Genomic DNA, 26,641 nt, shown 5'->3' with positions numbered 1-26,641 from the left:
TGACACAATGGGGCGAAAAAGGGACCAAAGCCTGCCCTATTTTAGCCAGAAACAATCACATAGCTTTGAACAAGACTGTTTCCGCATTTATTAAAATTGTTTACTTTCAATTGGATAATATCTGAGGCGCAACATACCGATTGAACATGATATTCTTTCTACATTTTTCTGAAAACATGCCTCACCGCCCAAATATCGCCGTAGCCCACCGTCATATTAGCTCTAACAAACACACACCCGCACCAGACGGGGCATTTGAGAGAACAGAGCATGACACAGCAAATCAAAATCAAAAACCGCCGCTGGCTGACATCTGCAATCGAGCAGGCAAAAACGTCTGACGTTCACCTGCCTTGGGCTCGTGGCAATCGCCGGTCCGAGTGGAAAGCCAAAGTTGCTGCGCGCGCCTCAGGCACCAAATTGGCTGCCTCCGCATAAGGCCGCCCTGCTGCGGATCGAGGCATCCTCCCGACTTCGATCCGTGGCCCAAAATCACGAACGAACAGAGAATCACTTGGTTGTTCCACAACAATCGTGGTGAACACCGCGACAGCTTGCTCAGCGAATTTTGGCAAAGCAGCGCCACATTCCTTACAGTTTTGGAAACAAAGAAGCGGCATTACCTGCTACTGGTGCCACCGGCAGCGCCAATGCCATTAAGCTTTTGACAATGTACTTAATTTCCTGTGAATGTTGATCCACTGGATCGGTGGGGGCCGAACAGTGACCACAGGAGTGTTCAATGTCGCACCCCCATTTCGGCGCAAATTCTGCGTCGAGCGCCCAGCGCGCTGCCACGCCGCTTGGCACATCTCAAACGACCAAAGCGCAAGCCGCTTGGACTGTACGCCGTGCACGCCCAGCGCCGCGCGCTGAAATTGTCACACGCAGCTTTGATATGATGTGGTTGGCCCCCAATGGCGACATCATGGATCGTCGCGTGTCAGCCCCCGCTTTACCAGTGTTTGAACACGCCTTTAGCGCCTTTGCCCGTGGCGCTTTGATCCCGACAGACCGCGGCCCCGCTGCCATCGAAGACCTGTTGCCCGGTGATCTTGTGGAAACAGTCAGTGGTGATTTTTTGCCAATCCAGTGGATCGGCTCGATGCAATTGGATGCTCAAGGCACGCGCAAACAAGGGGCTGCCCCTGAGTGCCTGTATCGCTTGATGGCGGATAGTTTTGGCTATGGTCGCCCTGCCCCCGATTTATTGCTGGGCAGCGGCGCGCGCTATTTGCACCGCTCAAACGCGCTCAAATCGTACTTGGGCACATCCGAAGCCATGGCGCCTGTGTCGAGCTTGGTGGACGGCCAGTCCGTGATTGAAGTGACGCCGATGTCGTCGGTGAAGACCTATCATATCTGTCTACCGCAACACCGTTTGATCCGCGTCAACGGTGTCGATTTAGAGACCTATCACCCCGGAACGGCGGCCTCTGGTCAATTGATTGGGTCAATGCGTGCACGGTTTATGGACCTGTTTCCACATCTGACCGAGCTGGGCGACTTTGGGGCGATGGTGCATCCGCGATTGTCTGCGGGCGACTTGTTGTCCTTGGATACGGCTTGAATAGACTGACCTTGCCAAACAAACATCAAAGCGGCCTCGGATTAGGGGCCGCTTGAAGACTTCATAACAATTTGTGTCGTTAGATGGCTTATGCGTTTTGGGCCAACCGTGCCTCTAATACTTCAAATGGCACACCCGGTTCGTCTTTGGCGCCGCGGATCACCAAAGAGGTTTTCACGCTGGCCACATTGGGCGTCGACAGCAGTTGAGATGTTAAAAATGTCTGAAAAGTCGACAGGTCGGGAGCAACGCATTTCAAAATGAAATCCACCTCACCATTAAGCATATGACATTCACGCACAAGCGGCCATTCACAGCATTTTGCCTCAAATGCTGACAGATCCACTTCGGCTTGGCTTTGCAAACCGACCATCGCAAAAACCTGCACTTCGAACTGCAATGCGCGCGCATCGACAACCGCGTGATAGCCGGTGATATAGCCCGCTTCTTCCAGAGTGCGCACACGGCGCAAGCACGGCGGCGCGGAAATACCGACCCGTTTGGCCAATTCAACATTGGTCATACGCCCATCAGCCTGCAATTCCGCCAGAATTTTTCGGTCGATTTCATCAAGTTTATGGACGGGCATTCGGGTCTCCGACGGTTGGGCAAAAAGGGGAACAATTTTCAAAACAACTGTAAACACCCTGTCGGGCGCAATGATGTGTCTCATTTAGGGCATATAAATTCAAGAAGATTCCATTCGTTGCACAAAAGGATTCTGCTCTTGCTCAATAAAAACATCCCGAATACGCAACTGTGACGTATTGATATGCGACTTAGGTTTGCGTCCTCGGGATGGCGTGTCTATATCGGGTGCAACCCAAAGACAATGACAAGAGGCCGATATGTCTGAGACAAAACACACAAAAGTTCTGATCATTGGATCTGGCCCAGCGGGATACACTGCTGGCGTCTATGCCTCACGCGCCATGCTGGCCCCTTTGCTGGTGCAAGGCATCGAACCCGGCGGTCAATTGACAACCACCACAGAAGTTGAAAACTGGCCTGGTCACACAGAAATCCAAGGCCCTGAACTGATGGTCAATATGCAGGCTCATGCCGAAGCCATGGGCTGTGAGATCAAACAAGACATCATCACCAGCCTAGACACCAGCCAACGTCCTTTTGTGGCCATGGGCGACAGTGGCACCACCTACACCGCTGATGCGGTGATTTTGGCGACAGGTGCGCGGGCGAAATGGCTCGGTCTGCCCTCGGAAGAGGCTTTTAAAGGCTTCGGTGTTTCGGCCTGTGCGACCTGTGACGGGTTCTTTTACCGCGGCATGGAAATCGTTGTCATCGGTGGCGGTAATACTGCGGTTGAAGAAGCGCTGTTTTTGACCAACTTTGCCTCTAAAGTGACATTGATCCACCGTCGCGACAGCCTGCGTTGCGAGAAAATTCTTGAGCACCGCTTGTTCAAGAATGAAAAGATCGAGGTTCTTTGGGATCACCAGCTTGAAGAAGTCTTCGGCGATGAAGCTCCGATGAAGGGCGTCAACGGTGTGCGAGCGAAACATGTGAAAACCGGCGAGATCACCGAAATTCCAGCCAAAGGTGTTTTCGTTGCCATCGGCCACGCGCCGGCCAGCGAATTGGTGTCTGATGTTTTGGAAACGCACAACGGCGGCTATGTCAAAGTCACGCCCGGCTCAACAGAGACATCTATCCCAGGCATTTTTGCAGCAGGTGATCTGACAGATCATAAATACCGCCAAGCTGTCACCTCTGCGGGCATGGGCTGTATGGCGGCCTTGGATGCTGAACGCTTCTTGGCCGAACAAGACGACTAGGCCCTAATCGCAGATCACTCAGCCGTAGAAATTTTATAAAAACAAAAAACGCCCCGATCCTTTGATCGCGGCGTTTTGCATTTAAGCTCAGTTAAAGTTAAGGCGCAGCATGCACATTCAATGCACACTTACTGGCGAAAAATCATGCTCGCGCGCCAAATCAAAGGCCAGTTTCAAATCGGCAACAAGCGCCATCCGGTCGCCATCGGAATTGTGCACAGCATAGATTCGCTCCATGTCGCCTGCCTTTTCACGCACCTCGTCTGGCAAGTCTGCCACCAGAACAGAACGCACGTAAACGATTTTTTCATCTGCGTTTGGAAGACTATCAAAATTCGCGTTCATGATCTTATCCTTTTTTAATTTCAATAACTTCGACAACCGAGTCCGGTGTCGAGCGTGACAGATCTATGTGCAGCAACCCATTTTCCATCGCGGCCCCTGCCACATCAACACCGTCAGCCAAAACAAACGAGCGTTGAAATTGACGCGCGGCAATCCCGCGGTGCAAGAACAGCCGTTCTTCTGAGACGTCTTCCTGTCTGCCACGGATAACCAACTGACGATGCTCTAACGTGATAGACAGGTCGTTTTCGGAAAATCCCGCCGTGGCCAGAGTGATCCGATACGCATTTTCGGAAATTTGTTCGATGTTATATGGTGGATATCCACCAGAATCCGCCTTGGCCGTACGTTCCACCAATCGTTCCAATTGATCGAACCCCAGTAAGAACGGATGCGATCCAAACGTCATTTTTGTCATGAACATGCCCTTTCAAATCAAGCGACAGTGCAAATATTGGCCCTGTTCCCAGCAACCGTTATTAACAATATGGGGAAGGCCCGCGCCCGCTTCAAGGTTTAGACGACTGCGCTTTGAGATTTGCCTGTTTGCGCGTAGAGTAAACCCAACACCTAAAACGAGTCGAATGAACCCAAAATGAACACCACATCCCGTATGGACTATAAAGAAGTGCTGCGCATAAAGCTGTCAGTGCTCAAACGCGAACACGGCGATTTGGATGAGGCGATTGATGCGATTCAGGCCAAACCGATGCCCGACGCATTGCGGTTGCAACGGATGAAGCGGCAAAAACTGTCGCTCAAAGACCGTATCGCCCAGATCGAAGACCTAATAACCCCTGACATCATCGCTTAGGCGGCGAAATAGCGCGCATTTTATTGCACCCCGTCCGATCCCCGCTATAGTGCGCCCTTCTCTCAAGGCACCAATGAGGACAGCATCGTGAGCGTCAAAGTCGGCATTATTATGGGCAGCCAATCGGACTGGCCCACTATGAAACTTGCAGCGAATATTTTGGATGAATTGGGCGTGGCCTATGAAACCAAAATCGTCTCTGCCCACCGCACACCAGATCGCCTGTGGGCTTATGGTAAAACCGCTGCTGAGCGTGGTCTAAAAGTGATCATCGCGGGCGCTGGCGGCGCTGCACATTTGCCGGGCATGATGGCCTCAAAGACCCGCGTGCCTGTTGTGGGCGTGCCGGTGCAAACCCGTGCCCTGTCTGGCGTGGATAGCCTGTATTCTATCGTGCAAATGCCCAAAGGTTTTCCTGTGGCCACCATGGCCATCGGCGAAGCGGGGGCTGCCAACGCCGGCCTAATGGCCGCTGGTATTTTGGCCACCTCTGATGATGCCTTGGCCGCACGCCTTGATGCATGGCGCGACGCTCTTGCCGCCTCAATTCCAGAAGAGCCAAGCAATGACTGAAGTGCTTAACACCGGATCGACCATTGGCATTTTGGGCGGTGGACAACTGGGCCGGATGCTGTCTGTTGCGGCCTCGCGTTTGGGGTTTAAAACCCATATTTTTGAACCAGGAGCCAATCCCCCTGCGGGTCATGTGGCAGACGTGGTGACGACAGCATCTTACGACGATGAAGCCGCCCTGAAAGCTTTCGCGTCTTCTGTGGACGTGATCACCTATGAATTTGAAAATGTTCCGACATCTGCGCTGGATTTACTGGAATCGGTGAGCCCTATTCGCCCAAACCGCCGGGCTTTGGCCGTGTCGCAAGATCGCATCACGGAAAAGGATTTTCTATCCGGTCTTGGCCTGAAGGTTGCGCCCTATGCGGCTGTAGATACGGCTGAGGATTTGGACAAAGCGCTGGCCGAGATTGGCGCGCCTGCGATTTTGAAAACCCGCCGCTTTGGCTATGATGGCAAGGGCCAAGCCCGCATCATGGATCGGGCTGATGCTGCGTCTGCATTGGCTGATATGGCCAGTGCACCGTCGGTTTTGGAAGGCTTCGTGAGCTTTTCCCACGAGGTATCGGTGATTGCCGCGCGCGGCCAAGCGGGCGATGTGTCTTGCTTTGACCCCGGTGAAAACGTGCATGTGAACGGCATTTTGCACACCACCACTGTGCCCGCCAACCTGACCAGCACCCAGCGTATGGACGCTGTGCTTTTGGCCGCGAACATCCTCAATGCGCTTGATTATGTTGGTGTTATGGGGGTTGAGCTGTTTGTCACGCCTGAGGGTTTGGTGGTCAACGAGATCGCGCCCCGCGTGCACAATTCTGGTCACTGGACGCAAAACGGCTGTGTGATCGATCAATTCGAGCAACACATCCGCGCTGTCGTCGGCTGGCCTTTGGGCGACGGCAAACGCCATTCAAACGTGGAAATGCTAAATCTGATTGGCGACGACATGGACAGCGTGGCGGACTACGCTAAAGACGGCAGCGTGGCCTTGCATCTTTACGGCAAGGCCGAAGTCAAAGCAGGTCGTAAAATGGGTCATGTGAACAAGGTGACAGGCGCCGCGTGATACGCGTCTCGAGTATGAATAAAACGCCGTGCAAGAGTTTGTGCGGCGTTTTGCGTTTCGACGTTTCAAATAATCTTAGCGCTTCACCAATGAAATTCCTACACCGCCCAACACCAAGGCGCTTGAAATCATCAGTTTCAGCGTCACGGGCTCGGCAAGCCAGATCACCCCGCCAACCGTGGCCAAAATTGGCACGGACAGCTGCGCCACACTGGCACGGCTGGCCCCAAAACCGGGCAGAACAGCGTACCAAATTGCATAGCCAACGCCCGAAGTGATCGCTCCTGCGATGATCCCCAAAAGCACGCCGCCAGCCGTGATATCATCTTGCACGATGAACCAAGCAAAAATCGCAGGCACAAGAGCCAAGGCAAAGTTATAGGCCGTGTCCGCCAATGGATTTTTAGCGCCACGCCCCAGCAATGAATAGACGCCCCAGCCAAAACCAGCGGCCATCATCGCCAAACAGGCAGCAAAGGGCAAAGCAACATCATCACTTGGCCACAAAAGATAGCTCAAGCCGCCAAGGGCCACCAGCGCCCCAAGCCAACGCAGAGGGGGGATCACATCTTTGCCAAGGCACGCGCCACCAAACATGGTGATCTGCACGGTGCCAAACAACACCAAAGCCCCCGCGCCAGAGGGCAATGCGAGATAGGCGATAGAAAACCCGAGCATATAGAGCGCGAGCATGGTGGCGGGCATAAGCCGCGTCTTCAAACGCAAAGCGGGCATAACGCCACGCATACGCGTTAAAACCAGCAACATAACAGCACCGGCCGCCAGTCGCACAAGTGTAAAGGCAAAGGGATCAGATCCCCCGACGATGGCAAGGCGCGTCAAAACAGAGTTCGCGGCAAAGGCCGTCAAAGCAGCTATTGTGAGCCAAAGAAGTTTCATACGCGCGGATCCTTATCGGGGCCTCAGCGTCATCCTTTGCTGAAGATCATCAATTGCCAGCCTTGAGATATTTCACGGCCTGAACTGTGGTCATACTGACCTCGAACCGTCCTGTCTTTAAAAACATGAGGGTTTGCGCCATCACTTTTGGGTTATGCATCATAAAAGTATGCGTCACAGGCAAGGTGATATGGGCGCGCATCCCAGCGACTTTGGTGGACTCGATGGACACTTTTCCATCGTCGATCCCGTCAACCAAAGCCGAAGTCGCTGGGTTCAAAGATTGACTGCCCGCGATGACGCCCGCCTCAAATGGCACAGACGGCAAGCGGTCAGGCAGTCCCCCTGTTTTCAGCTGTTCGGCCGCAGGGCCGTTGAGCAACTGAAACCATTTACGGTCACCATGCTCGTCAATAATGCCAGACCCATGATTGGGTGGGGCCAACATGACCACGCGCCCCCAGTCAAGTTTGGGGTGCGCTTGCGCATAGGAACGCAGTAAAATGCCCCCCATCGAATGGGTAACCACGTCAGGGGCACTGTCATCGGCGCAAGTCTGACGTGCCGTTGTCAAAGCCTTTTCGGCCAGTGCCTCAATCGGGGCCGAACGTGATGGGTAGCCTTGGTTCACCACGTCAAAACCCGCATGGATCAATGATTGCTCAAGTGTCATCATAGAGGTCTTGGTACGAGCCAACCCGTGTAACAAAATCACGCACGGGCGCGAGCTGATAGATGGCGCGATCTCAGCCAGTACAGGCCGACTTGGCGTGCCAACGGCCAACGCCAAAAATAAAGCAAAAACAATAGGTTTTTTCATGTTTTGAATATGGAGATCAACCTAAAGGGTTTCAATAGGCTTGCATCAAGGCCCGCCTCTGCCCATGCTGAGATATGTCACCCGCAATTCAATCCCCCCGCTTGGCCGCCCGTGCTCTCATCATTCAAGAGGGCCGCTTGCTGCTGGTGAACGCTTATCCGAAACATCATCTGGGATTGTGGTGCGCCCCAGGCGGCGGAGTGGAACGTGGCAGTTCAATCCCCGACAACCTGATCCGCGAAGTGTTTGAAGAAACGGGGCTCATCGTCACGGTCGGAGACTTGGCGTTGATCAACGAATTTCATGACCCTCAAAGTGGGTTTCACCAAGTGGATTTGATCTTTCACTGCACGCTTGTGAAGGGACAGATTGACCCCAATTGGAAAGACGTCGCCGGTGTCGTGAGCAAACGAAAATGGGTCACGAAAGCGCAAATGGAGACGCTGACCATCAAGCCCAGCAGCTTGGCAGACATCGCTTTTGCCTCACCCGGTCCTGCGATTTACGACCCTCTAGAGGCCATATTAAAATAGAGCGCGTTTAAGCAGAAGCCGCTCTAGGTACATCACCAACAGGTTTGAAAGCGTCTGGGTAGACCAATTCATGCCGCGACAACCCTGTGCCTGGGGCAATAGGGTAAAGCGATGTGAAGTCTTTTGCGTATGGCAAATCCAAATTTTGTGCAGCCGCCTGTGAGAACCCCACTTGCGCAAAATATGCAGGATCACCGACCACAACAACAGCAGGCGCGTTTTCGCGACGCGCATGGTTCATACCACGGTACACCAACTCGCGACCAATACCCTTTTTGCGGTGGCTTGATGAGACGACCAAAACAGATAAAACCCACCAGTCAGATGGGTTAACCATCTTGGCACAGCACAGATAACCAACGATTTTGGTGCCCTCAAACGCCAAACGCTCCATCGCAACCATATTGGTATCGCGCAACTTAAGAACAGTTTGATAGGTATTATGTTTTCCAAACTCGCTGTCCAAAAAGATGGAAAGAGCAAGGTTGTCTGATTCAGTGAAAGGGCGAAGGTTCATAATCTATTCTTTCGAACATTTGTTGCCTACTGATCTCGCGTTCAGGTGGGAATATCAAGTCAAAACTTGGTAATTTTTTATTTGCAATTCGGGGAGGGCATTGCGCGGTGAAATCCTGTGCGATTCCCCAAAAAACGCGAAAACGGAGGGCGCTTTACGCACCCTCCGCCTTATAGTGTCAGTCAGATGACCGGCTGATTACATCATGCCGCCCATGCCGCCCATGCCACCCATGTCAGGCATACCGCCACCTGCAGCGCCGCCGTCTTTGGATGGTTTTTCAGCAACCATAGCTTCGGTTGTGATGAGCAAGCCAGCGATAGAGGCCGCGTCTTCCAATGCTGTGCGTGTCACTTTGGCTGGGTCAATCACGCCGAAGGAGAACATGTCGCCATATTCTTCTGTTTGCGCGTTGAAGCCGAATGACAGGTCATCAGATTCACGAACTTTGCCAGCCACAACAGCACCGTCAACACCAGCGTTTTCAGCGATCTGACGCAAAGGTGCCTCAATCGCGCGACGCACGATTGCGATACCAGCGTCTTGGTCAGCGTTTTCGCCTTTAAGATCGATAAGACCTTTACCAGCTTGAACCAGAGCGACACCGCCACCCACAACGATACCTTCTTGAACAGCAGCGCGTGTCGCGTTCAATGCATCGTCAACGCGGTCTTTGCGTTCTTTCACTTCAACTTCGGTCATGCCGCCAACGCGGATCACTGCAACGCCGCCTGCGAGTTTAGCAACACGCTCTTGGAGTTTTTCACGATCGTAGTCAGATGTTGTTTCTTCGATTTGCGCGCGAATTTGGCTTACACGTGCTTCGATTTCAGCTTTTGCGCCATTGCCTTCAACGATAGTTGTTTCGTCTTTGGTGATGGATACTTTTTTCGCAGTGCCGAGCATGTCCATAGTGACGTTTTCAAGCTTCATGCCGAGATCTTCGGAAATCACTTGGCCGCCAGTCAGGATCGCGATGTCTTGCAACATGGCTTTGCGACGATCGCCGAAACCAGGTGCTTTCACAGCTGCGATTTTGAGGCCACCGCGCAATTTGTTCACAACCAAAGTTGCAAGCGCTTCGCCTTCAACATCTTCTGCAATGATCAAAAGTGGTTTCTGGGATTGGATCACAGTTTCCAAGAGTGGAACCATGGCTTGCAAAGAAGACAATTTCTTTTCGTGCAAGAGGATGACGCAGTCTTCCATCTCGGCAACCATTTTGTCTGGGTTTGTCACGAAGTATGGTGACAAGAAACCACGGTCGAACTGCATGCCTTCGACAACAGTTGTCTCAGTTTCCATGCCTTTGTTTTCTTCAACAGTGATCACACCGTCGTTGCCAACTTTTTGCATCGCGTCTGCGATTTGGCGACCGATTTCAGCTTCGCCGTTGGCAGAAATTGTACCAACCTGCGCAACTTCAGCGGAATCGTTTACAGGGCGTGACGCCGCTTTGATCGCTTCAACAACGTTTGTTGTCGCAAGATCGATGCCGCGTTTCAGATCCATCGGGTTTAGACCAGCAGCAACCTGCTTGAGGCCTTCTTTGATGATCGCTTGCGCCAAAACAGTCGCGGTTGTCGTACCGTCGCCAGCTTCGTCATTGGTACGGGAAGCAACTTCCTTAACCATTTGCGCGCCCATGTTCTCGAACTTGTCTTCGAGATCGATTTCTTTGGCAACTGACACACCGTCTTTGGTGATGCGTGGTGCGCCGAAAGATTTGTCCAAAACAACGTTACGACCTTTTGGGCCGAGTGTCACTTTAACAGCGTTTGCGAGGATGTTCACGCCGCGGAGCATTGCATTGCGGGCGTCTGTATCGAACTTGACTTCTTTAGCCATGAGTTCTCTCCTTAAGTCGGATTAAATTGAATGAAGGGACATCAGCGCGGCGCGCGGATTTGCGGCTGCGCCAAAGGGAAATCGCTTAAGCGATGATACCCAAAATGTCGGATTCTTTCATGATGAGCAGCTCTTCGCCGTCAACAGTGATCTCTGTACCGGACCATTTGCCGAAGAGAACTTTATCGCCAGTGGCAACAGACATAGCGATCAATTCGCCGTTGTCTTTGCGTGCACCTTCACCAACGGAAACAACGATAGCTTCTGCTGGTTTTTCTTTTGCGGAATCAGGGATGATCAACCCGCCAGCTGTTTTCTCGTCGCTTTCAACGCGGCGAACAACGACGCGGTCGTGAAGTGGTTTAAAGGCCATGTGGAACGGCTCCTTGCACAAAGTTTCAATTCTATTTTGCCCGTAAGCAAACTTTGATCCCCGCCTAAACGGCAAAGGTAAATTCATCGTTAGCACTCAAGGTGTGCGAGTGATAACGATGCATAGTTAGGAACGGATTGAAGATGTGTCAACACGCGAGGTCAAGAATTCTTCAAATACGCGTGTCGATCTGTGCGGGTAATCTCTGGGCACTGAGCATCCCCCATTCCCCTGCCCTATTGAAAATCAGGCTAAAGAAATATGAGCGCCCCCTCTGGTAGTGATGGTCGCCAAGAGAGACACAATAATCTCGTGTTAATCTCGTGCGCCGTAAACGCCCGTCTCAACTTTCTCAAACCATCCATAATGATTAGATCGCATGATAGCCGTCGCGCGCTCAACGCCGGTTTCTTTCGCGACCACTGCACCTTTGGTTGGTCCGTGTTTTGCTAAGTAGTCACGGCATTTTTCCGCGTCTTGTCGGTAGGCTGTGTTACGCGCACCGCCGGGCGTGCCGCCTATATTGCGGTCGCCGGTTCTGCCCTTGAATTCCTTCAGCGTGGTCTCTTTGCGTTTTAGGTTTTTGCGGGGCTTGAATGGCTTTGGCTCGTTATGCACTTGCACCGTACCCTCTGCCACGTTCACCGAAATCACACCCATCTCAAGGCGTTTGCAGATAGAGATATTGCCCTTGAACACTTTCCAAGCGGCACGGCCTTTCCAGCGGGGCACGGCAACATAGACTTGATCTGTGATGCTTTGGCGCGCGATGGCTTGGTGCAAAAGTTTGAGTGAAAAAACTGTCTTCAACTCGACAATCACAGGCGGCGCCTCTGGATCATCGGGGCGTATGGCCATGACATCCGCATCCTTGACCTCGGCTTTCACCTCATAGCCAAGCGCCTCGAAATGGGTTTTCACAGGCAGATACAGATCGGTTTCGCGTAGTTTGCTCATGCCGTGTTGTAACGAGGCAGACGAAGATGGGAAAGCCCCGCGACATGCTGATCGCCGCGCCCTGATCTGAACAGGTGACAAGCAATGCTGCACTGCCTATAAGAACGAGAAATCGCTCTTTTTACGGATATATCACATGACAACTTTCGTTTTTGGCCACAAATCCCCTGACACCGATTCCACAGGTTCCCCTATCATCTGGGCGTGGTACCTAAATGAAATCAAAGGCGAGACATCCGAAGCTGTTTTGCTGGGCGAGCCAAATACAGAAGCAGCTTTTGTGATCAAAAAGTGGGATTGCCCAAAACCACAAATCAAGACCGCATTTGACGCAGACACCAAAGTTGTCATCGTTGACACCAACAACCCAGCTGAATTGCCAGATAATATCAACGACCTTGATATCACGGCGATCATCGACCACCACAAACTGGTAGGTGGCTTGGAAACCAAAGGCCCGATTGACATCACCATCCGCCCTCTGGCCTGTACCGCGACGATCATGTTCGACCTGATGGGGGATGATACGGCCAAAATGCCGGATTGGGTCAAAGGCCTGATGCTGTCTTGCATCTTGTCTGACACGCTTGAATTCCGCTCCCCCACCACAACGGATCACGACAAAGCTGTGGCCCAGAAACTGGCCACTGAATTGAACATCGATATGGCGGCCTATGCGGCTGAATTGTTCGAAGCCAAATCTGACGTCTCCGCCTTTTCTGACGCTGAACTGATCCGCATGGATTCAAAAGAGTTCACGGTTGAAAGCACAAAGTTCCGCGTCTCTGTTTTGGAAACGACTGCACCGAAAATCGTGCTCGACCGCAAAGCCAGCCTTTTGGGTTCCATGGTTGATGTCGCCGCCGAAGACGGCGTGGATCACGTACTCTTGTTTGTTGTCGACATCTTGAACGAAGAAGCGACTTTGTTCATTCAAAACGACACTGTCAAAACCGTCGCAGAAAAATCATTCGGCGCGACAGTGACCGGCGATGCAGTTGTTCTGCCAGGTATCATGTCTCGCAAGAAACAAATCATCCCGAACCTCAAAGTCTAAGCGTTACGGAATATCTAAATGATCTAAAGGGCGCTCCATCGGGGTGCCCTTTTCGTTATTATGCATGAGGTTTTACATGATAGAGCTGTCACACGTCGAAAAAACTCCCGAAGGCGAAGCACGCATTTTGGACCTTTTGATCGCCGATGCCCTGCACAAAGGTGTCCCCTTTGAAACAGAGCATTGGCAAATTGATGCAACTGAAGATGATGTTTTCCTTGGCGGACTAACAGCCAAGGCCAGCAAAGACATGATTTTTGTGCAATTTCTTGCTGTCGATGTCGCAGCCCAAGGGCGCGGTATCGGACAACAGTTGCTAAGAGCGGTCGAAGAGCGTGCACGTAAAGCTGGCAAGCACGGCATTTGGCTCGACACATTCGCGTTCCAAGCGCCTGAATTTTACAAAGCACTCGGCTATACGGAATTTGGACGCCTGACGGAGGCGCATTTTGGCCAAGACCGTCTGTTTTTCGTAAAATACCTTTGAAGACTGCGCGTACGGCCGCCCGTCTCTTTCCTTTTACATGTCCAATCTATACCACAGCCATGAACCGCAATGCATGAGGCCGCTATGACCCGCTTGATCCAAAACCTGTCCGAGATTTCCACCAATTACGACGCACTTTTTGTCGATCTTTGGGGCTGCGTACACAACGGGATCAAAGCCTTTCCCGAGGCTGTGAAAGCCTTGCAAGACTACCGCAAGGGCGGCGGTATCGTGATTTTGGTGACCAACTCTCCACGCCCTTGGCGATCTGTCGCGGCACAGATGCTCAGCTTTGGCGTGCCCGAAGATGCCTATGACTCCATCGCCACCTCAGGCGATTCTGCGCGAACAGCGATGCACATGGGCGCTGTCGGGCAAAAAGTGTACCACATCGGCACGCCTGACGAGATCGCAGTGTTCTTTGCCCCCAGCGACATTTTGGACAACGCGCTTGAGATTGAAACTGTGCCCTTAGAAGAGGCCGAAGGCATCGTTTGCACTGGCCCGCGCGATTCTCTGGCCGATGTTGATGTAAACCGGCCTGAGTTTTTATACGCCAAGCAAAAGGGGCTCAAATTGCTCTGCGCCAATCCTGATATCGTTGTGGATCGTGGCGAAACACGGGAATGGTGTGCTGGCGCTTTGGCCGCTCTTTACACGGAAATGGGCGGGGAAAGCCTGTATTTTGGCAAACCTCATCCACCTATTTATGATCTTGCGCGTCGACACTTGTCGAAAATCGCGCAGGTGGATGACGCGAAAATCTTGTGTATCGGTGATGGCATTGGCACTGATGTTATGGGTGGCATTGGTGAAGGCTTGGACGTTTTGTTCATCACCGGCGGCTTGGCGGCGCATGAGTTTGGCAACGATCCAGCACATCCCGACCTTGAGCGTTTGAAAATGTGGTTGGCGGACCAGAACCTGTCACCAACAGCGGCAATTTCCTTTCTGCGCTAAGTTCGATTAAAAATTCATCGCGCAACTTGATGCCCTCAAGAGGTCAATTTAAGAAATTAAATTGCGCTATCAATTGATATCTGATCTGCCTTGTGTTATGCTGCAGCGCAACATAACCAAGGACTCGCCTCATATGCTCGACAATTTTCCCCGCGGGACGATCTGTATCGAAGATATCGAAATCGGTATGACCCGATCCTTGCGCAAAATCGTCACAGACCGTGATATCGAACTGTTTGCCGAGGTTTCGACCGACCGCAATCCCGTTCATCTGGACGAAGACTATGCCCAAGACACCATTTTTGAAGGCCGTATCGCCCATGGCATGCTGACCGCAGGTCTCATTTCTGCGGTGATCGGGGAACAGTTGCCGGGGCATGGGACGGTCTATTTGGGGCAAACGCTTAAGTTTCTCGCCCCTGTGCGGCCCGGTGATATGGTGCTGGCAGAGGTCACAGTCAGCGATATCATCCATGCGAAACGACGTGTCGCCCTTGAATGTAAGTGCTCGGTGGGCGATACCGTGGTTCTAAAGGGCGACGCCATGGTGCTTGCGCCCAGCCGCAAATTTGATTGACGCGCGGGGGTTGCCCCGCGAGGAGCCCCATGAAGACGCACACACATTGGACAAACATCCCTGACACCGCCCGTGGGGCAAGTGCCGCTATCGGAAACTTTGATGGCGTTCACCTTGGCCATTGTGCGGTGATCGATATCGCGCGCGCGCATGGCCCGCTTGGCATTTTGACGTTCGAACCACATCCCCGAGAATATTTTGCCCCCCACAGCAAATCGTTTCGCCTGATGAATGCGGAATCGAAACAAAACCGTTTGGAAAAAAACGGCGTCGAGCATCTGTTTCAGTTGCCTTTTGGGGCTGAACTGGCGGCGATGCCCCCTGAAGAGTTTGCGCGAAAAGTTCTCAAAGACGGGCTTGGCCTCAGTCATGTTGTGGTCGGTGCGGATTTTTGCTTTGGCCAAGGCCGCGCTGGCACCGCAGACGATTTGGTACGGTTTGGCAAAGAGATGGGCTTTGGCGTCACCGTCGCGCCTTTGTTGAAAACCGAAAGTGGCATTTCGTCTTCATCCGCCATTCGCGAAGCCTTGGCAGACGGGCGCATGACCCACGCCAAAGATATGCTGGGCCATTGGCACCGTATCGAGGGCGCAGTGAACCACGGTGACAAACGTGGACGCGACCTTGGATTTCCCACTGCAAATATGTCCATCGACGGGCTGCACGCACCAAAATTTGGCGTCTATGCCGTGCTTGTCGATGTGCTGACAGGCAAGCACCAAGGCAGCTATCACGGCGCTGCGTCCTTGGGCGTCAAACCGACCTTTGGCGCGAATGTGCCTTGTCTGGAAAGCTTTATTTTTGATTTTGATGGCGATCTTTATGGCGAGCATCTGTCAATCGGGTTTGTCGAATTCCTGCGCGGTGAAGAAAAGTTTTCCAATTTGGATGATCTGATCACCCAAATGCATGCCGATTGCGATAAAGCGCGGCGCATTTTGGCGGCCCTCGCATGACCCTGCGCCCTCGATTTTGGGAAGAAGTGCCTCTGACCAAAATGAACAGTGATGAATGGGAAGCGCTTTGTGATGGCTGCGGTAAATGTTGCCTGAACAAGATCGAAGACGAGGATACAGGCGACGTGTTTTTGACTCGCGTGGCCTGTCGTTTGCTTGATGATCAAAGCTGTCAGTGCGGCCAATATGAGACGCGCAAAAGCCTTGTACCGGAATGCATCATGTTGACGCCCAGCACCCTGGAAAAGCACATCTATTGGATGCCCGAGACCTGCGCCTATCGCTTGCTGCACAAAGGCCATGCCCTGCCCGAATGGCACCCGCTTTTGACCGGCGATCCGCAAAGCGTCCATGACGCAGGCGTGTCGGTACAAGGCATGACAGTCTCTGAATTAAACGTAGAAGATGACGACTGGGAACACCACATCATCGAGGAGCCAGTCTGATGTTTTTCGCCTCTGACAATACTTCTGGGGTTCACCCCAAAATCATGGAAGCCTTGGTCGAGGCCAACAGCGGCTTTGCCCCTGCTTATGGCAATGATCACTACACAGGCGCGCTGCAAGAACGCTTACGGGATATGTTTGATGCCCCTGATGCGCGGGTTTATCCGATGACCTCTGGCACGGGCGCCAATGCGGCACTTTTGGCGGCTATGACCCCGCCTTGGGGGGTGATCTATTGCCACGAAACAGCGCATATCGAAGTCGATGAACGCGGCGCTGCGACGTTTTATGCAGGCGGTGCTAAGCTCAAGGCGCTACCGTCACATGACAGCCGTATTGACGCTGACCTTTTGCGCACAAAAGTGATTGAGGATCGTGGCAACACAGATGTACACAGCATGCCGCCCGCCGCTGTGTCGCTCGCCAATCTGACCGAATTTGGTGAACTTTATACACCAGCCCAAATCGCAGAGATCGCCACGGCATCTGCCCTGCCCGTCCATTTCGACGGTGCGCGTTTCGCCAATGCCATGGCCACAAGTGGCGCGACACCTTGGGAAATGACCCGCGAATTGAGCACGCTCTCGCTCGGCGCCACGAAAACCGGCGCGATGGCCGCAGAGGCCGCCGTGGTGTTTGACCCGCAACTGGTTCAGTCCTTTGAAAGCCAAAGGATGCGCGGCGGGCACAATATATCAAAAGCGCGCTTTGTGTCCGCGCAAATTTTGGCTTGGCTTGAGGATGATCTTTGGCTTGAATTGGCCTCACACGCCAATGCTATGGCCACGCGCTTGTCCAAAGGGATCACTGATCTGGGCGGGCAGCTGAATTATAGCGTCGACGGCAATATAATCTTTGCCACCCTGCCCCGCGCAAAACATGCGCAGGCCAAGGCGAAAGGTGCTGTCTATCATATTTGGGGCGCAGACACCGCGCTGATCGGTGATCCGGACACCCCGCAGATGGCGCGATTTGTGGCCAGCTGGTCCACAACGCCTGCGCATGTGGACGCTTTGCTGGCCGCTTTCGCAGATTAGACTGAAGCGTCTAGATTTTGCCCTCAAGGTGAAGCTCTAGGTCCTCAAGGCTGTTTTGGCCCCAAAAGCGCTCACCTGTATCTTTGACGATGTAGAATGGTGATCCGAACACGCCCGCAGCCAAGCCCTCTTCCGTGTTACGCACATAAGTGTCCGCCCCTTGCAGCATGCCTGTCATCGACAGCATAGGATCGAACCCGCCCGCTTTGAGCGCCTCGGCGATCACAGCGTCATCGGCGATGTCTTTATCCTCAGCCCACATGGCATGGTTCAACGACGCGATCACAGCAGCAACATCACCGCCGCCCGCGTCAACCGCCGCAATAATCGCGTAGGATGCAGGCGCTGCGTTGGTTGGCCAGAACTGAGCGTTCAGTTTCAATGGCAGGCCGGTTTTCTTGGACAAACGCGTGAGCTCTTGGGTGCGATAAACTTTGCGTCCTTCAGGACGATCCGCCGGTTTTGGCACGCCCAAAGCCGCAAACAGCGCCATGATGTCATAGGGTTTATAGTTGATGGTCACGTCATGTTTGGCTGCAATCTTTTCCAAACGATCCCCCGCCATGTAGGCAAAGCCTGAAAGCAGTGAAAAATAGTAGTCAATTTGTTTCATTATGCGTCTCTCCTGATCAGCGCTGTTTTCAAGACCGTAGAGGGATGGTAAGCGGTGTCAACATCACGATTCCATGACATTTGCTCAATAACTCATCGGGAATGCTGCAATGGCGAACGCTTCTGAACCTAAACTTATTTCTGGTAACGCGAACAGACCGCTCGCACAGTCTGTCGCCCGTCGCTTGTCGATGCACCGCGGTATGAATGTGCAGCTGTGTGACGCGCGTGTTGAACGCTTCAATGATGGCGAAATATTCGTCGAGGTCTACGAAAACGTGCGCGGTGAGGATATGTTTATCATCCAGCCCACGTCTAACCCGGCCAATGACAATTTGATGGAATTGCTGATCATCACGGATACGCTGCGCCGCTCAAGCGCAGGGCGTATCACGGCTGTGATCCCCTACTTTGGCTACGCGCGCCAAGACCGCCGTACAAAGGCCCGCACACCTATTTCCGCCAAGCTGGTGGCCAATCTAATGGTCGAAGCAGGAATCGAGCGCATTTTGACCATGGACCTGCACGCGACACAGATCCAAGGGTTCTTCGACATTCCGGTGGACAATCTCTACGCATCGCCTGTGTTTGCCTTGGACATCAAACACCACTTCAAGGACAACATGGAGGACATCATGGTGGTCTCTCCTGACGTTGGCGGAGTGGCCCGCGCCCGCGAACTGGCCAAACGTATCGATGCCCCTTTGTCCATTGTCGACAAACGCCGCGAAAAGCCCGGCGAGATTGCAGAAATGACTGTGATCGGCGACGTGGCAGGCAAGAAATGTATCATCGTCGATGACCTTTGCGATACGGCTGGCACGCTGTGTAAGGCGGCTGAGAACCTGATGGATCACGGTGCCGCAGAGGTACACGCCTATATCACCCACGGCGTGCTGTCAGGCCCTGCGGTTGAGCGTGTGACCAACTCTGTGATGAAATCTTTGGTGATCACCGATTCTATACAAGCCTCTGATGCAGTTAAAAATTGCCCGAACATTCGCATTGTGCCCACAGCGCCGCTGTTTGCCCAAGGCATCATCAACACATGGAATGGCACATCGGTGTCGTCTTTGTTTGACAACGAGACCTTGGTGCCTTTGTACGAAGGCCACTACCACTTCTAAGCGGTCAGCACGTCGGATACAAAAGTGGCGCGGAAGGGAAACCTTGCGCGCCACTTTTCAATTTAGGCTCAGGCTTTGGACCATTACCTGTCTGTCAGGGTGTTAAACGTCCCAGTCATCCGCATGGCGCACTGGGCCAATGGCCATCCAGTCGGCGCGCACACGCGCCACACGGGTGTCCCCCCAAGTCCGAAACACAATCACAAACCCTTCTTCGGTTACCATCTCTGCGCAAATATCAACACGGTGGTTGGTGGCTTGATCAATATCAAGCATCGACAGACCTACGGTGATCATAGGCGGCGCTGAGAAAGATTCATCAAAATCAATCAGGCGGCGTAATTCACGCGGACCTGTGCCTGTCCACATCACCCCACCGTCTTGGAAATCGGAAAACAACAAAAGGGAATCTTGCTCAATGCCCAGTTGGTGCGTGTCAATTCTTTGCATAAGTCAGTATATCTCTAGCGTTCTCAATCGGTCAGACTAAATCTAAGGGGCAGCCAAATGTCAGTTGTGCCACTCTAAGCTGCACGTTTAGGCTTGTCCACGTTCAGACGATCTAAGTGCGCATTACGGCATTTTGATGCTGCCACAATGACGATAATCGGGATATAATATGCAAAAAGCCCCATGGCGCGAACCAAGGGGCTTTTAAAAAATCAAAACAGTGCCAGACGTTACAGGTGAGCGTCGAAGCCCAAGTGTTCAGCAATGTGGACGAGATCCGCGAGAAGCTTTTGCGTCTCGTGATGCGCATCTACCTCTGCCTCTTCATGCGCCTGAGTGGCTGTGGCCACCAGATCGGCAAGAATCTCAGGTGTCACTTCAGCACGTGGCAAAGCAATTTCAGCCAAAACAGAAATGGTGTCTGCTGACAGTTCAGCAAAACCGCCTGTGACAACAAACTGCTCTTCGCCTGCAGTTCCCTTTACGGTCAGGAAACCAGGGCGCAATGACAAGATAGTTGGCTCGTGGCCAGCCATCGCAGTCAAGTCACCGTCGGCGCCTGGGATCTGCACCTCTGACGCAACCATAGACGCAAGTTTGCGCTCAGGAGAGACGAGGTCGAATTGGACAGTATCAGCCATGAATGGCCTCCTTTAAAGCGTTTTGCCCCCGCCACCGATCCGTCACAATAGAAGGCATCTACGAGACGGTTGGTGACAAACGATCCGAGATCACGCCCTGATGGGCATAGACCCCGAACCGCTTGGAGTGTCAGACTTAAGCAGCGTCAGCCGCCATTTTCTCAGCTTTAGCAAGCACTTCGTCGATGCCACCAACCATGTAGAAAGCGCCTTCTGGAAGGTGATCGTACTCACCAGCCACAACAGCTTTAAACGATTTGATAGTGTCTTCGAGAGGAACCTGTTTACCGTCAGCGCCAGTGAACACTTTGGCAACGTCAAATGGCTGGGACAAGAAACGCTCGATTTTACGGGCGCGTGTCACAGTCATTTTATCGTCTTCTGACAGCTCGTCCATACCAAGGATGGCGATGATGTCTTGCAAAGACTTGTAACGCTGCAAAATTTGCTGAACGTCAGTCGCCACTTTGTAGTGCTCGTCGCCGATGATCAAAGGATCGAGCAAGCGAGATGTGGAACCGAGTGGATCAACCGCTGGGTAGATACCTTTCTCAGAGATAGAACGATCGAGAACGGTCGTCGCATCCAAGTGAGCAAAAGATGTCGCAGGCGCAGGGTCAGTAAGGTCATCCGCAGGAACGTAAACCGCTTGAACCGACGTAATGGAACCGTTTTTCGTGGAAGAGATGCGTTCTTGCATCGCGCCCATGTCGGTCGCCAATGTTGGCTGGTAGCCCACAGCGGATGGGATACGACCCAAAAGCGCAGACACCTCGGAACCCGCTTGTGTAAAGCGGAAGATGTTGTCGACGAAGAACAGAACGTCTGAACCGGATTCGTCGCGGAATTGCTCGGCCAGTGTCAAACCAGTCAAAGCAACACGCATACGCGCACCGGGAGGCTCGTTCATCTGACCGTAAACGAGAGCAATTTTGGACTCTTCGAGGTTGTCAGGAACGATAACGTTGGATTCGATCATCTCGTGGTAAAGGTCGTTGCCTTCACGTGTACGCTCACCCACACCCGCGAACACAGACACACCAGAGTGCACTTTCGCGATGTTGTTGATGAGTTCCATGATGAGAACTGTTTTACCAACACCCGCACCACCGAAGAGACCAATTTTACCACCCTTCGTGTAAGGCGCGAGAAGGTCGATAACCTTGATGCCTGTCACGAGGATTTCAGTCGCTGTGGACTGTTCTTCAAACGCAGGGGCGTCGCCGTGAATTGGGCGGCGATCAGCTGTGTTTACAGGACCTTTTTCGTCAACAGGATCGCCTGTGACGTTCATGATGCGGCCCAAAGTCGCTTTACCAACTGGAACAGAGATCTGGTTGCCAGTTGCTGTGACGGCTTGACCACGTACGAGGCCTTCAGTCGCATCCATAGCGATGGTACGTACAGTACCTTCACCAAGGTGTTGCGCAACTTCGAGAACCAAACGGTTGCCATTGTTGTCTGTTTCGAGCGCGTCCAAAATCGCCGGCAAGTCGCCGACGAACTGAACGTCAACAACGGCGCCAATCACCTGCGTGATTTTGCCTTTTGCTTGTGCCATGTTTCGTTACTCCGGTTCTTAGAGCGCTTCAGCGCCCGAGATGATTTCGATAAGCTCGTTGGTGATGACAGCCTGACGCGAACGGTTGAATTCGATGGTCAGTTTGTCGATCATGTCGCCTGCGTTGCGTGTGGCGTTGTCCATAGCGGACATACGTGCACCCTGCTCGGAGGCAGCATTTTCCAAAAGAGCTGCAAAGATCTGCGTGGCGACGCCGCGCGGCAGAAGGTCTGCGAGGATGGCTTCTTCGGACGGCTCGTAATCGTAGAGAGCACCTCCGTCATCTTCGCTTGCTTCATACGCTGCCGGGACAACCTGCAAAGCCGTTGGTATCTGGGACACTACGTTGACGAATTTCGAGTAGAAAATCGTCGCAACGTCGAATTCTTCTGCGTCAAAGCGACCAAGGATATCCTTGGCAATGCCTTGAGCGTCAGCATAGCCCAGACGTTTCACGCCGCTCAGATCGACGTGATCGATCATGAGGTCGCCAAATTCACGGTTCATCTGTTCGCGACCTTTTTTGCCAACAGTGAGAATTTTCACTGTCTTGCCAGCCGCTTGCAATTCTTCGACGCGTGTTTTTGCGAGTTTCACGATCGAAGAGTTGAAGCCGCCACACAGGCCGCGCTCTGCAGTCATCACGACGAGCAATTGCACATCGTCTTTGCCCGTCCCGGCAAGAAGCCGGGGCGCGCTATCAGAGCCACCAACTGAGGCGGACAAGGCACCCAGAACGGCGTTGAACCGTTCTGTGTAGGGCCGTGACGCTTCAGCCGCATCTTGGGCGCGGCGCAATTTTGCGGCCGCGACCATTTGCATGGCTTTCGTGATCTTGCGTGTGGATTTCACACTCGCGATCCGATTTTTTAGGTCCTTGAGATTAGGCATTTAACTGTCCTTTTCCCGGGATTAAGCGAAGGTTGCTGCGAATTCGTCCAGAACAGCCTTCACCTTATCGGCGGCGTCGCCTTTGATTTTTGGATCTTCATCAGAAATCCAAGTCAAAAGGTCTTTGTGCTTGCCGCGCAAGAACTCAAGAAGGCCTTTTTCGAAACGGCTCACATCGGACACTTCGATTTTGTCGAGGTAACCGTTTGTACCCGCGAAGATCACGCAGACGATTTCTGCGTTGGTCAGCGGAGAGTACTGAGCTTGTTTCATCAATTCTGTCAAACGCGCACCACGGGCCAGCAATTGCTGAGTGGAGGCATCAAGGTCAGAGCCGAACTGAGCAAAAGCAGCCATCTCGCGGTACTGAGCGAGAGAGAGTTTCACTGGACCAGCAACGGAAGACATCGCTTTTGTTTGCGCAGAAGAGCCAACACGAGACACAGACAAACCAGTGTTCACCGCAGGGCGGATACCTTGGTAGAAGAGCTCTGTTTCAAGGAAGATCTGACCATCGGTGATGGAAATCACGTTGGTTGGAATAAACGCAGAAACGTCGCCACCTTGGGTTTCGATGATCGGCAGAGCCGTCAAGGAACCTGAACCGTAATCTTCGTTCAATTTTGAAGACCGCTCAAGAAGTCTGGAGTGAAGGTAGAAAACGTCACCTGGGTAAGCTTCACGTCCTGGTGGACGGCGAAGCAGCAAGGACATCTGGCGGTAGGACACAGCTTGTTTGGAGAGATCATCATAGATGATCAAAGCGTGGCGGCCATTGTCGCGGAAGTGCTCAGCCATAGCTGTGGCAGCGTATGGCGCGAGGAACTGCATAGGTGCAGGATCGGACGCCGTTGCTGCCACAACGATAGTGTACTCAGACGCACCGGACTCTTCGAGCTTTTTCACAAGCTGAGCAACAGTGGAGCGTTTTTGACCAATCGCCACGTAGATACAGTACAATTTGTCGTTTTCAGACGTTGCAGCATCGTTGTAGGATTTTTGGTTGAGGATAGTGTCGAGCGCCACAGCTGTTTTACCAGTTTGACGGTCACCAATGATGAGCTCGCGCTGGCCACGGCCAACTGGGATCATCGCGTCAACAGATTTAAGACCTGTCGCCATTGGTTCGTGAACGGATTTGCGTGGGATAATGCCCGGCGCTTTCACGTCTGCAACGAGGCGTTTGGACGTTTTGATTTCGCCCTTACCATCGATTGGGTTGCCAAGGCCGTCTACGACGCGGCCCAGAAGTTCGTCACCCGCAGGAACGTCCACGATGGAGTTCGTACGCTTAACGGTGTCGCCTTCTTTAATGTCTTTGTCAGACCCGAAGATAACGATACCGACGTTATCGGCTTCAAGGTTCAGTGCCATCCCGCGGATACCGCCGGGGAACTCAACCATTTCACCAGCCTGAACATTGTCGAGACCGTAAACGCGGGCGATACCATCACCAACGCTCAGTACACGACCAACTTCAGCAACTTCGGCATCTTTGCCAAAGTCTTTGATCTGATCCTTGAGGATCGCAGAAATTTCAGCTGCTTGGATTCCCATTATCCGACCTCTTTCATAACATTCTGGAGGGACGCGAGTTTGGAGGCGATTGACGTATCAATCATCTTCGAGCCCACTTTAACGATAAGACCGCCGATGATGCTATCATCCACGGTCGCATTGATGGTGACGTCTTTGCCAAATTGAGCCGATAAAGTCTTGGCCAATTTGTCACTCTGCGTTTTGGTCAAAGCCTTAGCAGATGTAACGTCCGCAGTCAGTTCGCCGCGCTCTTCTGCAAGCATGGCGTTCAGTGCGTCCACGAGTTGTGGAAGCACAAAAAGACGACGGTTTTGCGCCAGCAAGGCCAAAGTATTGGCCATGATGGGCGAAAATTTCGCTTTTTTCGAGATTGCTGCAACAACAGCACCATGTTCCTCACGCGAGACAACAGGTGATGCGATAACCGCATTCAAGTCAGCACTATCGGCCAAAGCCGATGCGAGAGACGCAACATCGCCCTCAAGCGCTTTTAGCTCTTTGCTTTCCTTGGCCAGATCAAACAAGGCCGTGGCGTAGCGTGCGGCAATACCGCGGGAAATCGAAGCTGGTTCGGACACGTCCACCCTTCCGATGTCGTTGGGCCTTTCCCTCTCAATACACGGATTTGCGCACATCAAAGGTCGGGCATCTTGAGAAGCCCGTGCGGATGCACAGGCAGCAAAAATCGCGCTGGGTATAGCTGAGCATTTGCCACCTCGCAACCTTGTTACTGACCTTTCGTGCCAAGATGTCGCGGGTGCATTTACACAATTTCAATCACTTAGATGAAATGGCACACCAAAGGGATGAAAAAAAGTTAAATAACGCTGCCGTTTTGCCGCAGAAATTGGCGAATCCGATCTTTAAATGACGAGGTGACTCGATTTTAGAGTACCGGTCCTGTCCAGAGCAAAACCAAGTTCAACGCAGCATTTTTTTGCCTCAGCGCAGCAATGCAAAATCGTTTCGACTTCGACATAATGCCTCACCGCGCTACACGCAGGGCCCCGCGGCATGAATAACGACAAAAGTTGATCGATTTTAACATGATGGCGCATCAGGCATGAGAACGATTTAACCTGTTGCAAGTAGGCTTGATCTAACATTGTCCTGACAGGATCATCCGGCCTTCAACTGACGGCACATCCGGCTTAGAAGATGCACGCGACAAAATGCTGCCTTTGCACCCTGCTCAATACACTCATCACGCGTTCACCTCGTCTACGATTGGGTTTGAACAAATGCCGATGCCTTCGATTTCGATGTCCACAATTTCACCGGGCTTCAGCCAACGCGGGTTTGGCTTTTTGGCGTGGCCCACGCCGGGGGGCGTGCCCATGGCAATCAGATCGCCGGCCTCAAGCGTCGTGTATTCGGAAATCGTCGCAATCGTTTGTGCGACCGACCAAATCATGTTGCCTGTGTTGGACGATTGTAAAATCTCACTGCCAACACGGCTTTCGATTTTCAGACCGCTGGCCCCTGCTGGCACTTCGTCAGGGGTCACGACAATAGGACCAATCGCGCCGGTGTTGTCAAAGTTTTTCCCCGGCGTCCATTGATGTGTTTTGCGCTGATAATCACGCACAGACCCGTCGTTAAACACAGTGTAGCCAAAGACGTGATCCAGCGCGTCGGCTTCAGAAATATGACGCCCGCCTTTGCCGACGATGATCATCAATTCGGCTTCGTAATCAAGCTTGTCTGAACAGGTCGGACGCACGAGCGGCGCGCCGGCAGCCATGATGGAATTCTTGGAGCGCATGAAAAGCGCGGGGTAGTCGGGGATCTCGTAGCCGCCCTCTTTGATGTGGTCTGTGTAGTTCAAACCAAGACAAATGATCGTGCCGGGCTTGGCAACAGGCAGTGCCGGCGTGATGGAGGAGACCGCCACTTGCGGTGCGCCCGCGATTTGATCAGCCACCGATTCGATCAATTCAGGAGACTGGATCAACGCCATCAAATCCGCCCCGATCGCAGGGTTCAAAGCCGTAAGATCAACAGCGTTTTCGCCCTGTACAGCAAAAACTGCAGCGCCCGAAGGTGTTTGCCCAACCAAATATTTCATCATCTCAATCCTTGTAAGTTCACACCATTTCTGCCTACTATATTGTCATATGTCAATTAATATCGATATTTTTGAGATTCTAGAGCAATTCGTCTTTGCCAAGCCAATTTGCAAAGCTTA

At 52.7% G+C, this 26,641-nt stretch carries 32 protein-coding genes; 15 read left to right on the top strand and 17 right to left on the bottom strand.

What is annotated here, in order from left to right; translation table 11 throughout:
• The first annotated feature begins 270 nt into the window (after nucleotides 1-270).
• Both KO497_RS14830 and KO497_RS14825 read left to right on the top strand, forming a co-directional pair.
• Entirely contained in the window at nucleotides 271-438 is a 168-nt protein-coding gene (locus tag KO497_RS14830) for a hypothetical protein (protein ID WP_215944725.1), read from the top strand.
• A gap of 304 nt (nucleotides 439-742) precedes the next feature.
• Nucleotides 743-1,570, top strand: coding sequence for a Hint domain-containing protein (locus KO497_RS14825; protein ID WP_215944724.1), 828 nt, complete (start codon nucleotides 743-745; stop codon nucleotides 1,568-1,570).
• Nucleotides 1,571-1,658: 88 nt separating this feature from the next.
• On the opposite strand, the gene KO497_RS14820 is transcribed toward KO497_RS14825, so the two are convergent.
• Complete coding sequence (locus tag KO497_RS14820; protein ID WP_215944723.1) at nucleotides 1,659-2,159, bottom strand: Lrp/AsnC family transcriptional regulator; 501 nt, start codon at nucleotides 2,157-2,159, stop codon at nucleotides 1,659-1,661.
• 259 nt (nucleotides 2,160-2,418) lie between these two features.
• Between KO497_RS14820 and trxB the strand changes: the two genes are divergently transcribed.
• Entirely contained in the window at nucleotides 2,419-3,366 is a 948-nt protein-coding gene (gene trxB / locus KO497_RS14815; RefSeq protein WP_215944722.1) for a thioredoxin-disulfide reductase, read from the top strand.
• Between the two features lie 117 nt (nucleotides 3,367-3,483).
• Here the strand turns inward: trxB and KO497_RS14810 are convergent, their stop codons facing one another.
• Both KO497_RS14810 and KO497_RS14805 read right to left on the bottom strand, forming a co-directional pair.
• Nucleotides 3,484-3,711, bottom strand: coding sequence for a DUF1150 family protein (locus KO497_RS14810; RefSeq protein ID WP_215944721.1), 228 nt, complete (start codon nucleotides 3,709-3,711; stop codon nucleotides 3,484-3,486).
• Between the two features lie 4 nt (nucleotides 3,712-3,715).
• Nucleotides 3,716-4,129: an Hsp20 family protein gene (locus KO497_RS14805; protein ID WP_215944720.1), complete on the bottom strand. Its 414-nt coding sequence runs from the start codon at nucleotides 4,127-4,129 to the stop codon at nucleotides 3,716-3,718.
• A gap of 177 nt (nucleotides 4,130-4,306) precedes the next feature.
• Between KO497_RS14805 and KO497_RS14800 the strand changes: the two genes are divergently transcribed.
• The 3 genes from KO497_RS14800 to KO497_RS14790 all read left to right on the top strand — a co-directional run bounded on the left by KO497_RS14800 (nucleotide 4,307) and on the right by KO497_RS14790 (nucleotide 6,164).
• The gene (locus KO497_RS14800; RefSeq protein ID WP_215944719.1) at nucleotides 4,307-4,525 is read left to right on the top strand and encodes a YdcH family protein; all 219 of its coding nucleotides are present in this window, start codon (nucleotides 4,307-4,309) and stop codon (nucleotides 4,523-4,525) included.
• A gap of 84 nt (nucleotides 4,526-4,609) precedes the next feature.
• On the top strand, nucleotides 4,610-5,098 hold the full coding sequence (purE, locus tag KO497_RS14795) for a 5-(carboxyamino)imidazole ribonucleotide mutase (RefSeq protein WP_215944846.1): 489 nt from the start codon (nucleotides 4,610-4,612) through the stop codon (nucleotides 5,096-5,098).
• On the top strand, nucleotides 5,091-6,164 hold the full coding sequence (locus tag KO497_RS14790; protein WP_215944718.1) for a 5-(carboxyamino)imidazole ribonucleotide synthase: 1,074 nt from the start codon (nucleotides 5,091-5,093) through the stop codon (nucleotides 6,162-6,164). The genes purE and KO497_RS14790 overlap by 8 nt, the downstream gene beginning before the upstream one ends.
• 75 nt (nucleotides 6,165-6,239) lie before the next feature.
• Here KO497_RS14790 and KO497_RS14785 read toward each other — a convergent pair whose 3' ends face one another.
• Entirely contained in the window at nucleotides 6,240-7,064 is an 825-nt protein-coding gene (locus KO497_RS14785) for a DMT family transporter (protein WP_215944717.1), read from the bottom strand.
• Between the two features lie 49 nt (nucleotides 7,065-7,113).
• Nucleotides 7,114-7,884, bottom strand: coding sequence for an esterase/lipase family protein (locus KO497_RS14780; protein WP_252729692.1), 771 nt, complete (start codon nucleotides 7,882-7,884; stop codon nucleotides 7,114-7,116).
• Between the two features lie 74 nt (nucleotides 7,885-7,958).
• Here KO497_RS14780 and KO497_RS14775 point away from each other — a divergent pair, with 74 nt between their 5' ends.
• The gene (locus tag KO497_RS14775) at nucleotides 7,959-8,417 is read left to right on the top strand and encodes an NUDIX domain-containing protein (protein WP_215944716.1); all 459 of its coding nucleotides are present in this window, start codon (nucleotides 7,959-7,961) and stop codon (nucleotides 8,415-8,417) included.
• A 7-nt stretch (nucleotides 8,418-8,424) separates the two neighbouring features.
• Here KO497_RS14775 and KO497_RS14770 read toward each other — a convergent pair whose 3' ends face one another.
• The 4 genes from KO497_RS14770 to KO497_RS14755 all read right to left on the bottom strand — a co-directional run bounded on the left by KO497_RS14770 (nucleotide 8,425) and on the right by KO497_RS14755 (nucleotide 12,112).
• Nucleotides 8,425-8,934, bottom strand: a complete 510-nt coding sequence (locus KO497_RS14770; RefSeq protein ID WP_215944715.1) for a GNAT family N-acetyltransferase — start codon at nucleotides 8,932-8,934, stop codon at nucleotides 8,425-8,427.
• A gap of 198 nt (nucleotides 8,935-9,132) precedes the next feature.
• Nucleotides 9,133-10,782 carry a chaperonin GroEL gene (groL, locus tag KO497_RS14765; protein WP_215944714.1) on the bottom strand — a complete coding sequence of 550 codons (1,650 nt, stop codon included), beginning with the start codon at nucleotides 10,780-10,782 and terminating at the stop codon, nucleotides 9,133-9,135.
• 85 nt (nucleotides 10,783-10,867) lie between these two features.
• Nucleotides 10,868-11,155, bottom strand: coding sequence for a co-chaperone GroES (locus KO497_RS14760; protein WP_215944713.1), 288 nt, complete (start codon nucleotides 11,153-11,155; stop codon nucleotides 10,868-10,870).
• Between the two features lie 315 nt (nucleotides 11,156-11,470).
• Nucleotides 11,471-12,112, bottom strand: a complete 642-nt coding sequence (locus KO497_RS14755) for a DUF2161 domain-containing phosphodiesterase (RefSeq protein ID WP_215944712.1) — start codon at nucleotides 12,110-12,112, stop codon at nucleotides 11,471-11,473.
• Nucleotides 12,113-12,248: 136 nt separating this feature from the next.
• On the opposite strand from KO497_RS14755, the gene KO497_RS14750 reads away from it, so the two are divergent.
• The 7 genes from KO497_RS14750 (at nucleotide 12,249) to KO497_RS14720 (ending at nucleotide 17,632) form a co-directional block, all read left to right on the top strand.
• Complete coding sequence (locus tag KO497_RS14750) at nucleotides 12,249-13,169, top strand: manganese-dependent inorganic pyrophosphatase (protein ID WP_215944711.1); 921 nt, start codon at nucleotides 12,249-12,251, stop codon at nucleotides 13,167-13,169.
• Between the two features lie 76 nt (nucleotides 13,170-13,245).
• On the top strand, nucleotides 13,246-13,656 hold the full coding sequence (locus tag KO497_RS14745; RefSeq protein WP_215944710.1) for a GNAT family N-acetyltransferase: 411 nt from the start codon (nucleotides 13,246-13,248) through the stop codon (nucleotides 13,654-13,656).
• Nucleotides 13,657-13,740: 84 nt separating this feature from the next.
• Nucleotides 13,741-14,616 carry a TIGR01459 family HAD-type hydrolase gene (locus KO497_RS14740; RefSeq protein WP_215944709.1) on the top strand — a complete coding sequence of 292 codons (876 nt, stop codon included), beginning with the start codon at nucleotides 13,741-13,743 and terminating at the stop codon, nucleotides 14,614-14,616.
• Nucleotides 14,617-14,749: 133 nt separating this feature from the next.
• Nucleotides 14,750-15,193 (top strand): MaoC family dehydratase, encoded by a 444-nt coding sequence (locus KO497_RS14735; RefSeq protein ID WP_215944708.1) that lies wholly within the window; start codon nucleotides 14,750-14,752, stop codon nucleotides 15,191-15,193.
• A gap of 29 nt (nucleotides 15,194-15,222) precedes the next feature.
• Nucleotides 15,223-16,149 (top strand): bifunctional riboflavin kinase/FAD synthetase, encoded by a 927-nt coding sequence (locus KO497_RS14730; protein ID WP_215944707.1) that lies wholly within the window; start codon nucleotides 15,223-15,225, stop codon nucleotides 16,147-16,149.
• Nucleotides 16,146-16,595 (top strand): YcgN family cysteine cluster protein, encoded by a 450-nt coding sequence (locus KO497_RS14725; RefSeq protein WP_215944706.1) that lies wholly within the window; start codon nucleotides 16,146-16,148, stop codon nucleotides 16,593-16,595. The genes KO497_RS14730 and KO497_RS14725 overlap by 4 nt, the downstream gene beginning before the upstream one ends.
• A complete protein-coding gene (locus tag KO497_RS14720; protein WP_215944705.1) occupies nucleotides 16,595-17,632 on the top strand; it encodes a threonine aldolase family protein in 1,038 nt (345 codons plus the stop codon). The genes KO497_RS14725 and KO497_RS14720 overlap by 1 nt, the downstream gene beginning before the upstream one ends.
• A 10-nt stretch (nucleotides 17,633-17,642) precedes the next feature.
• Here KO497_RS14720 and KO497_RS14715 read toward each other — a convergent pair whose 3' ends face one another.
• Complete coding sequence (locus tag KO497_RS14715; RefSeq protein ID WP_215944704.1) at nucleotides 17,643-18,245, bottom strand: 2-hydroxychromene-2-carboxylate isomerase; 603 nt, start codon at nucleotides 18,243-18,245, stop codon at nucleotides 17,643-17,645.
• Between the two features lie 109 nt (nucleotides 18,246-18,354).
• On the opposite strand from KO497_RS14715, the gene KO497_RS14710 reads away from it, so the two are divergent.
• Entirely contained in the window at nucleotides 18,355-19,371 is a 1,017-nt protein-coding gene (locus KO497_RS14710) for a ribose-phosphate pyrophosphokinase (protein ID WP_215944703.1), read from the top strand.
• A gap of 102 nt (nucleotides 19,372-19,473) precedes the next feature.
• Here KO497_RS14710 and KO497_RS14705 read toward each other — a convergent pair whose 3' ends face one another.
• From KO497_RS14705 to KO497_RS14675, 7 genes are all read right to left on the bottom strand, one after another.
• Nucleotides 19,474-19,821: an H-type lectin domain-containing protein gene (locus KO497_RS14705; RefSeq protein ID WP_215944702.1), complete on the bottom strand. Its 348-nt coding sequence runs from the start codon at nucleotides 19,819-19,821 to the stop codon at nucleotides 19,474-19,476.
• Nucleotides 19,822-20,051: 230 nt separating this feature from the next.
• Nucleotides 20,052-20,462: a F0F1 ATP synthase subunit epsilon gene (locus tag KO497_RS14700; RefSeq protein ID WP_215944701.1), complete on the bottom strand. Its 411-nt coding sequence runs from the start codon at nucleotides 20,460-20,462 to the stop codon at nucleotides 20,052-20,054.
• A gap of 136 nt (nucleotides 20,463-20,598) precedes the next feature.
• The gene (gene atpD, locus KO497_RS14695; protein WP_215944700.1) at nucleotides 20,599-22,023 is read right to left on the bottom strand and encodes a F0F1 ATP synthase subunit beta; all 1,425 of its coding nucleotides are present in this window, start codon (nucleotides 22,021-22,023) and stop codon (nucleotides 20,599-20,601) included.
• A gap of 18 nt (nucleotides 22,024-22,041) precedes the next feature.
• Complete coding sequence (locus KO497_RS14690; protein ID WP_215944699.1) at nucleotides 22,042-22,914, bottom strand: F0F1 ATP synthase subunit gamma; 873 nt, start codon at nucleotides 22,912-22,914, stop codon at nucleotides 22,042-22,044.
• A 21-nt stretch (nucleotides 22,915-22,935) separates the two neighbouring features.
• Entirely contained in the window at nucleotides 22,936-24,471 is a 1,536-nt protein-coding gene (atpA, locus tag KO497_RS14685; RefSeq protein WP_215944698.1) for a F0F1 ATP synthase subunit alpha, read from the bottom strand.
• The gene (locus KO497_RS14680; protein WP_215944697.1) at nucleotides 24,471-25,031 is read right to left on the bottom strand and encodes a F0F1 ATP synthase subunit delta; all 561 of its coding nucleotides are present in this window, start codon (nucleotides 25,029-25,031) and stop codon (nucleotides 24,471-24,473) included. The genes atpA and KO497_RS14680 overlap by 1 nt, the downstream gene beginning before the upstream one ends.
• 626 nt (nucleotides 25,032-25,657) lie before the next feature.
• Nucleotides 25,658-26,524 carry a fumarylacetoacetate hydrolase family protein gene (locus tag KO497_RS14675; RefSeq protein WP_252729569.1) on the bottom strand — a complete coding sequence of 289 codons (867 nt, stop codon included), beginning with the start codon at nucleotides 26,522-26,524 and terminating at the stop codon, nucleotides 25,658-25,660.
• Between the last annotated feature and the right edge of the window lie 117 nt (nucleotides 26,525-26,641).

Source organism: Pacificibacter marinus (genome assembly GCF_018860665.1).
Taxonomy (GTDB): Bacteria; Pseudomonadota; Alphaproteobacteria; order Rhodobacterales; family Rhodobacteraceae; genus Celeribacter; species Celeribacter marinus_A.
The sequence above is the reverse complement of the archived record's forward strand: the minus strand, read 5'-3'. Positions and strand labels throughout refer to the sequence as shown.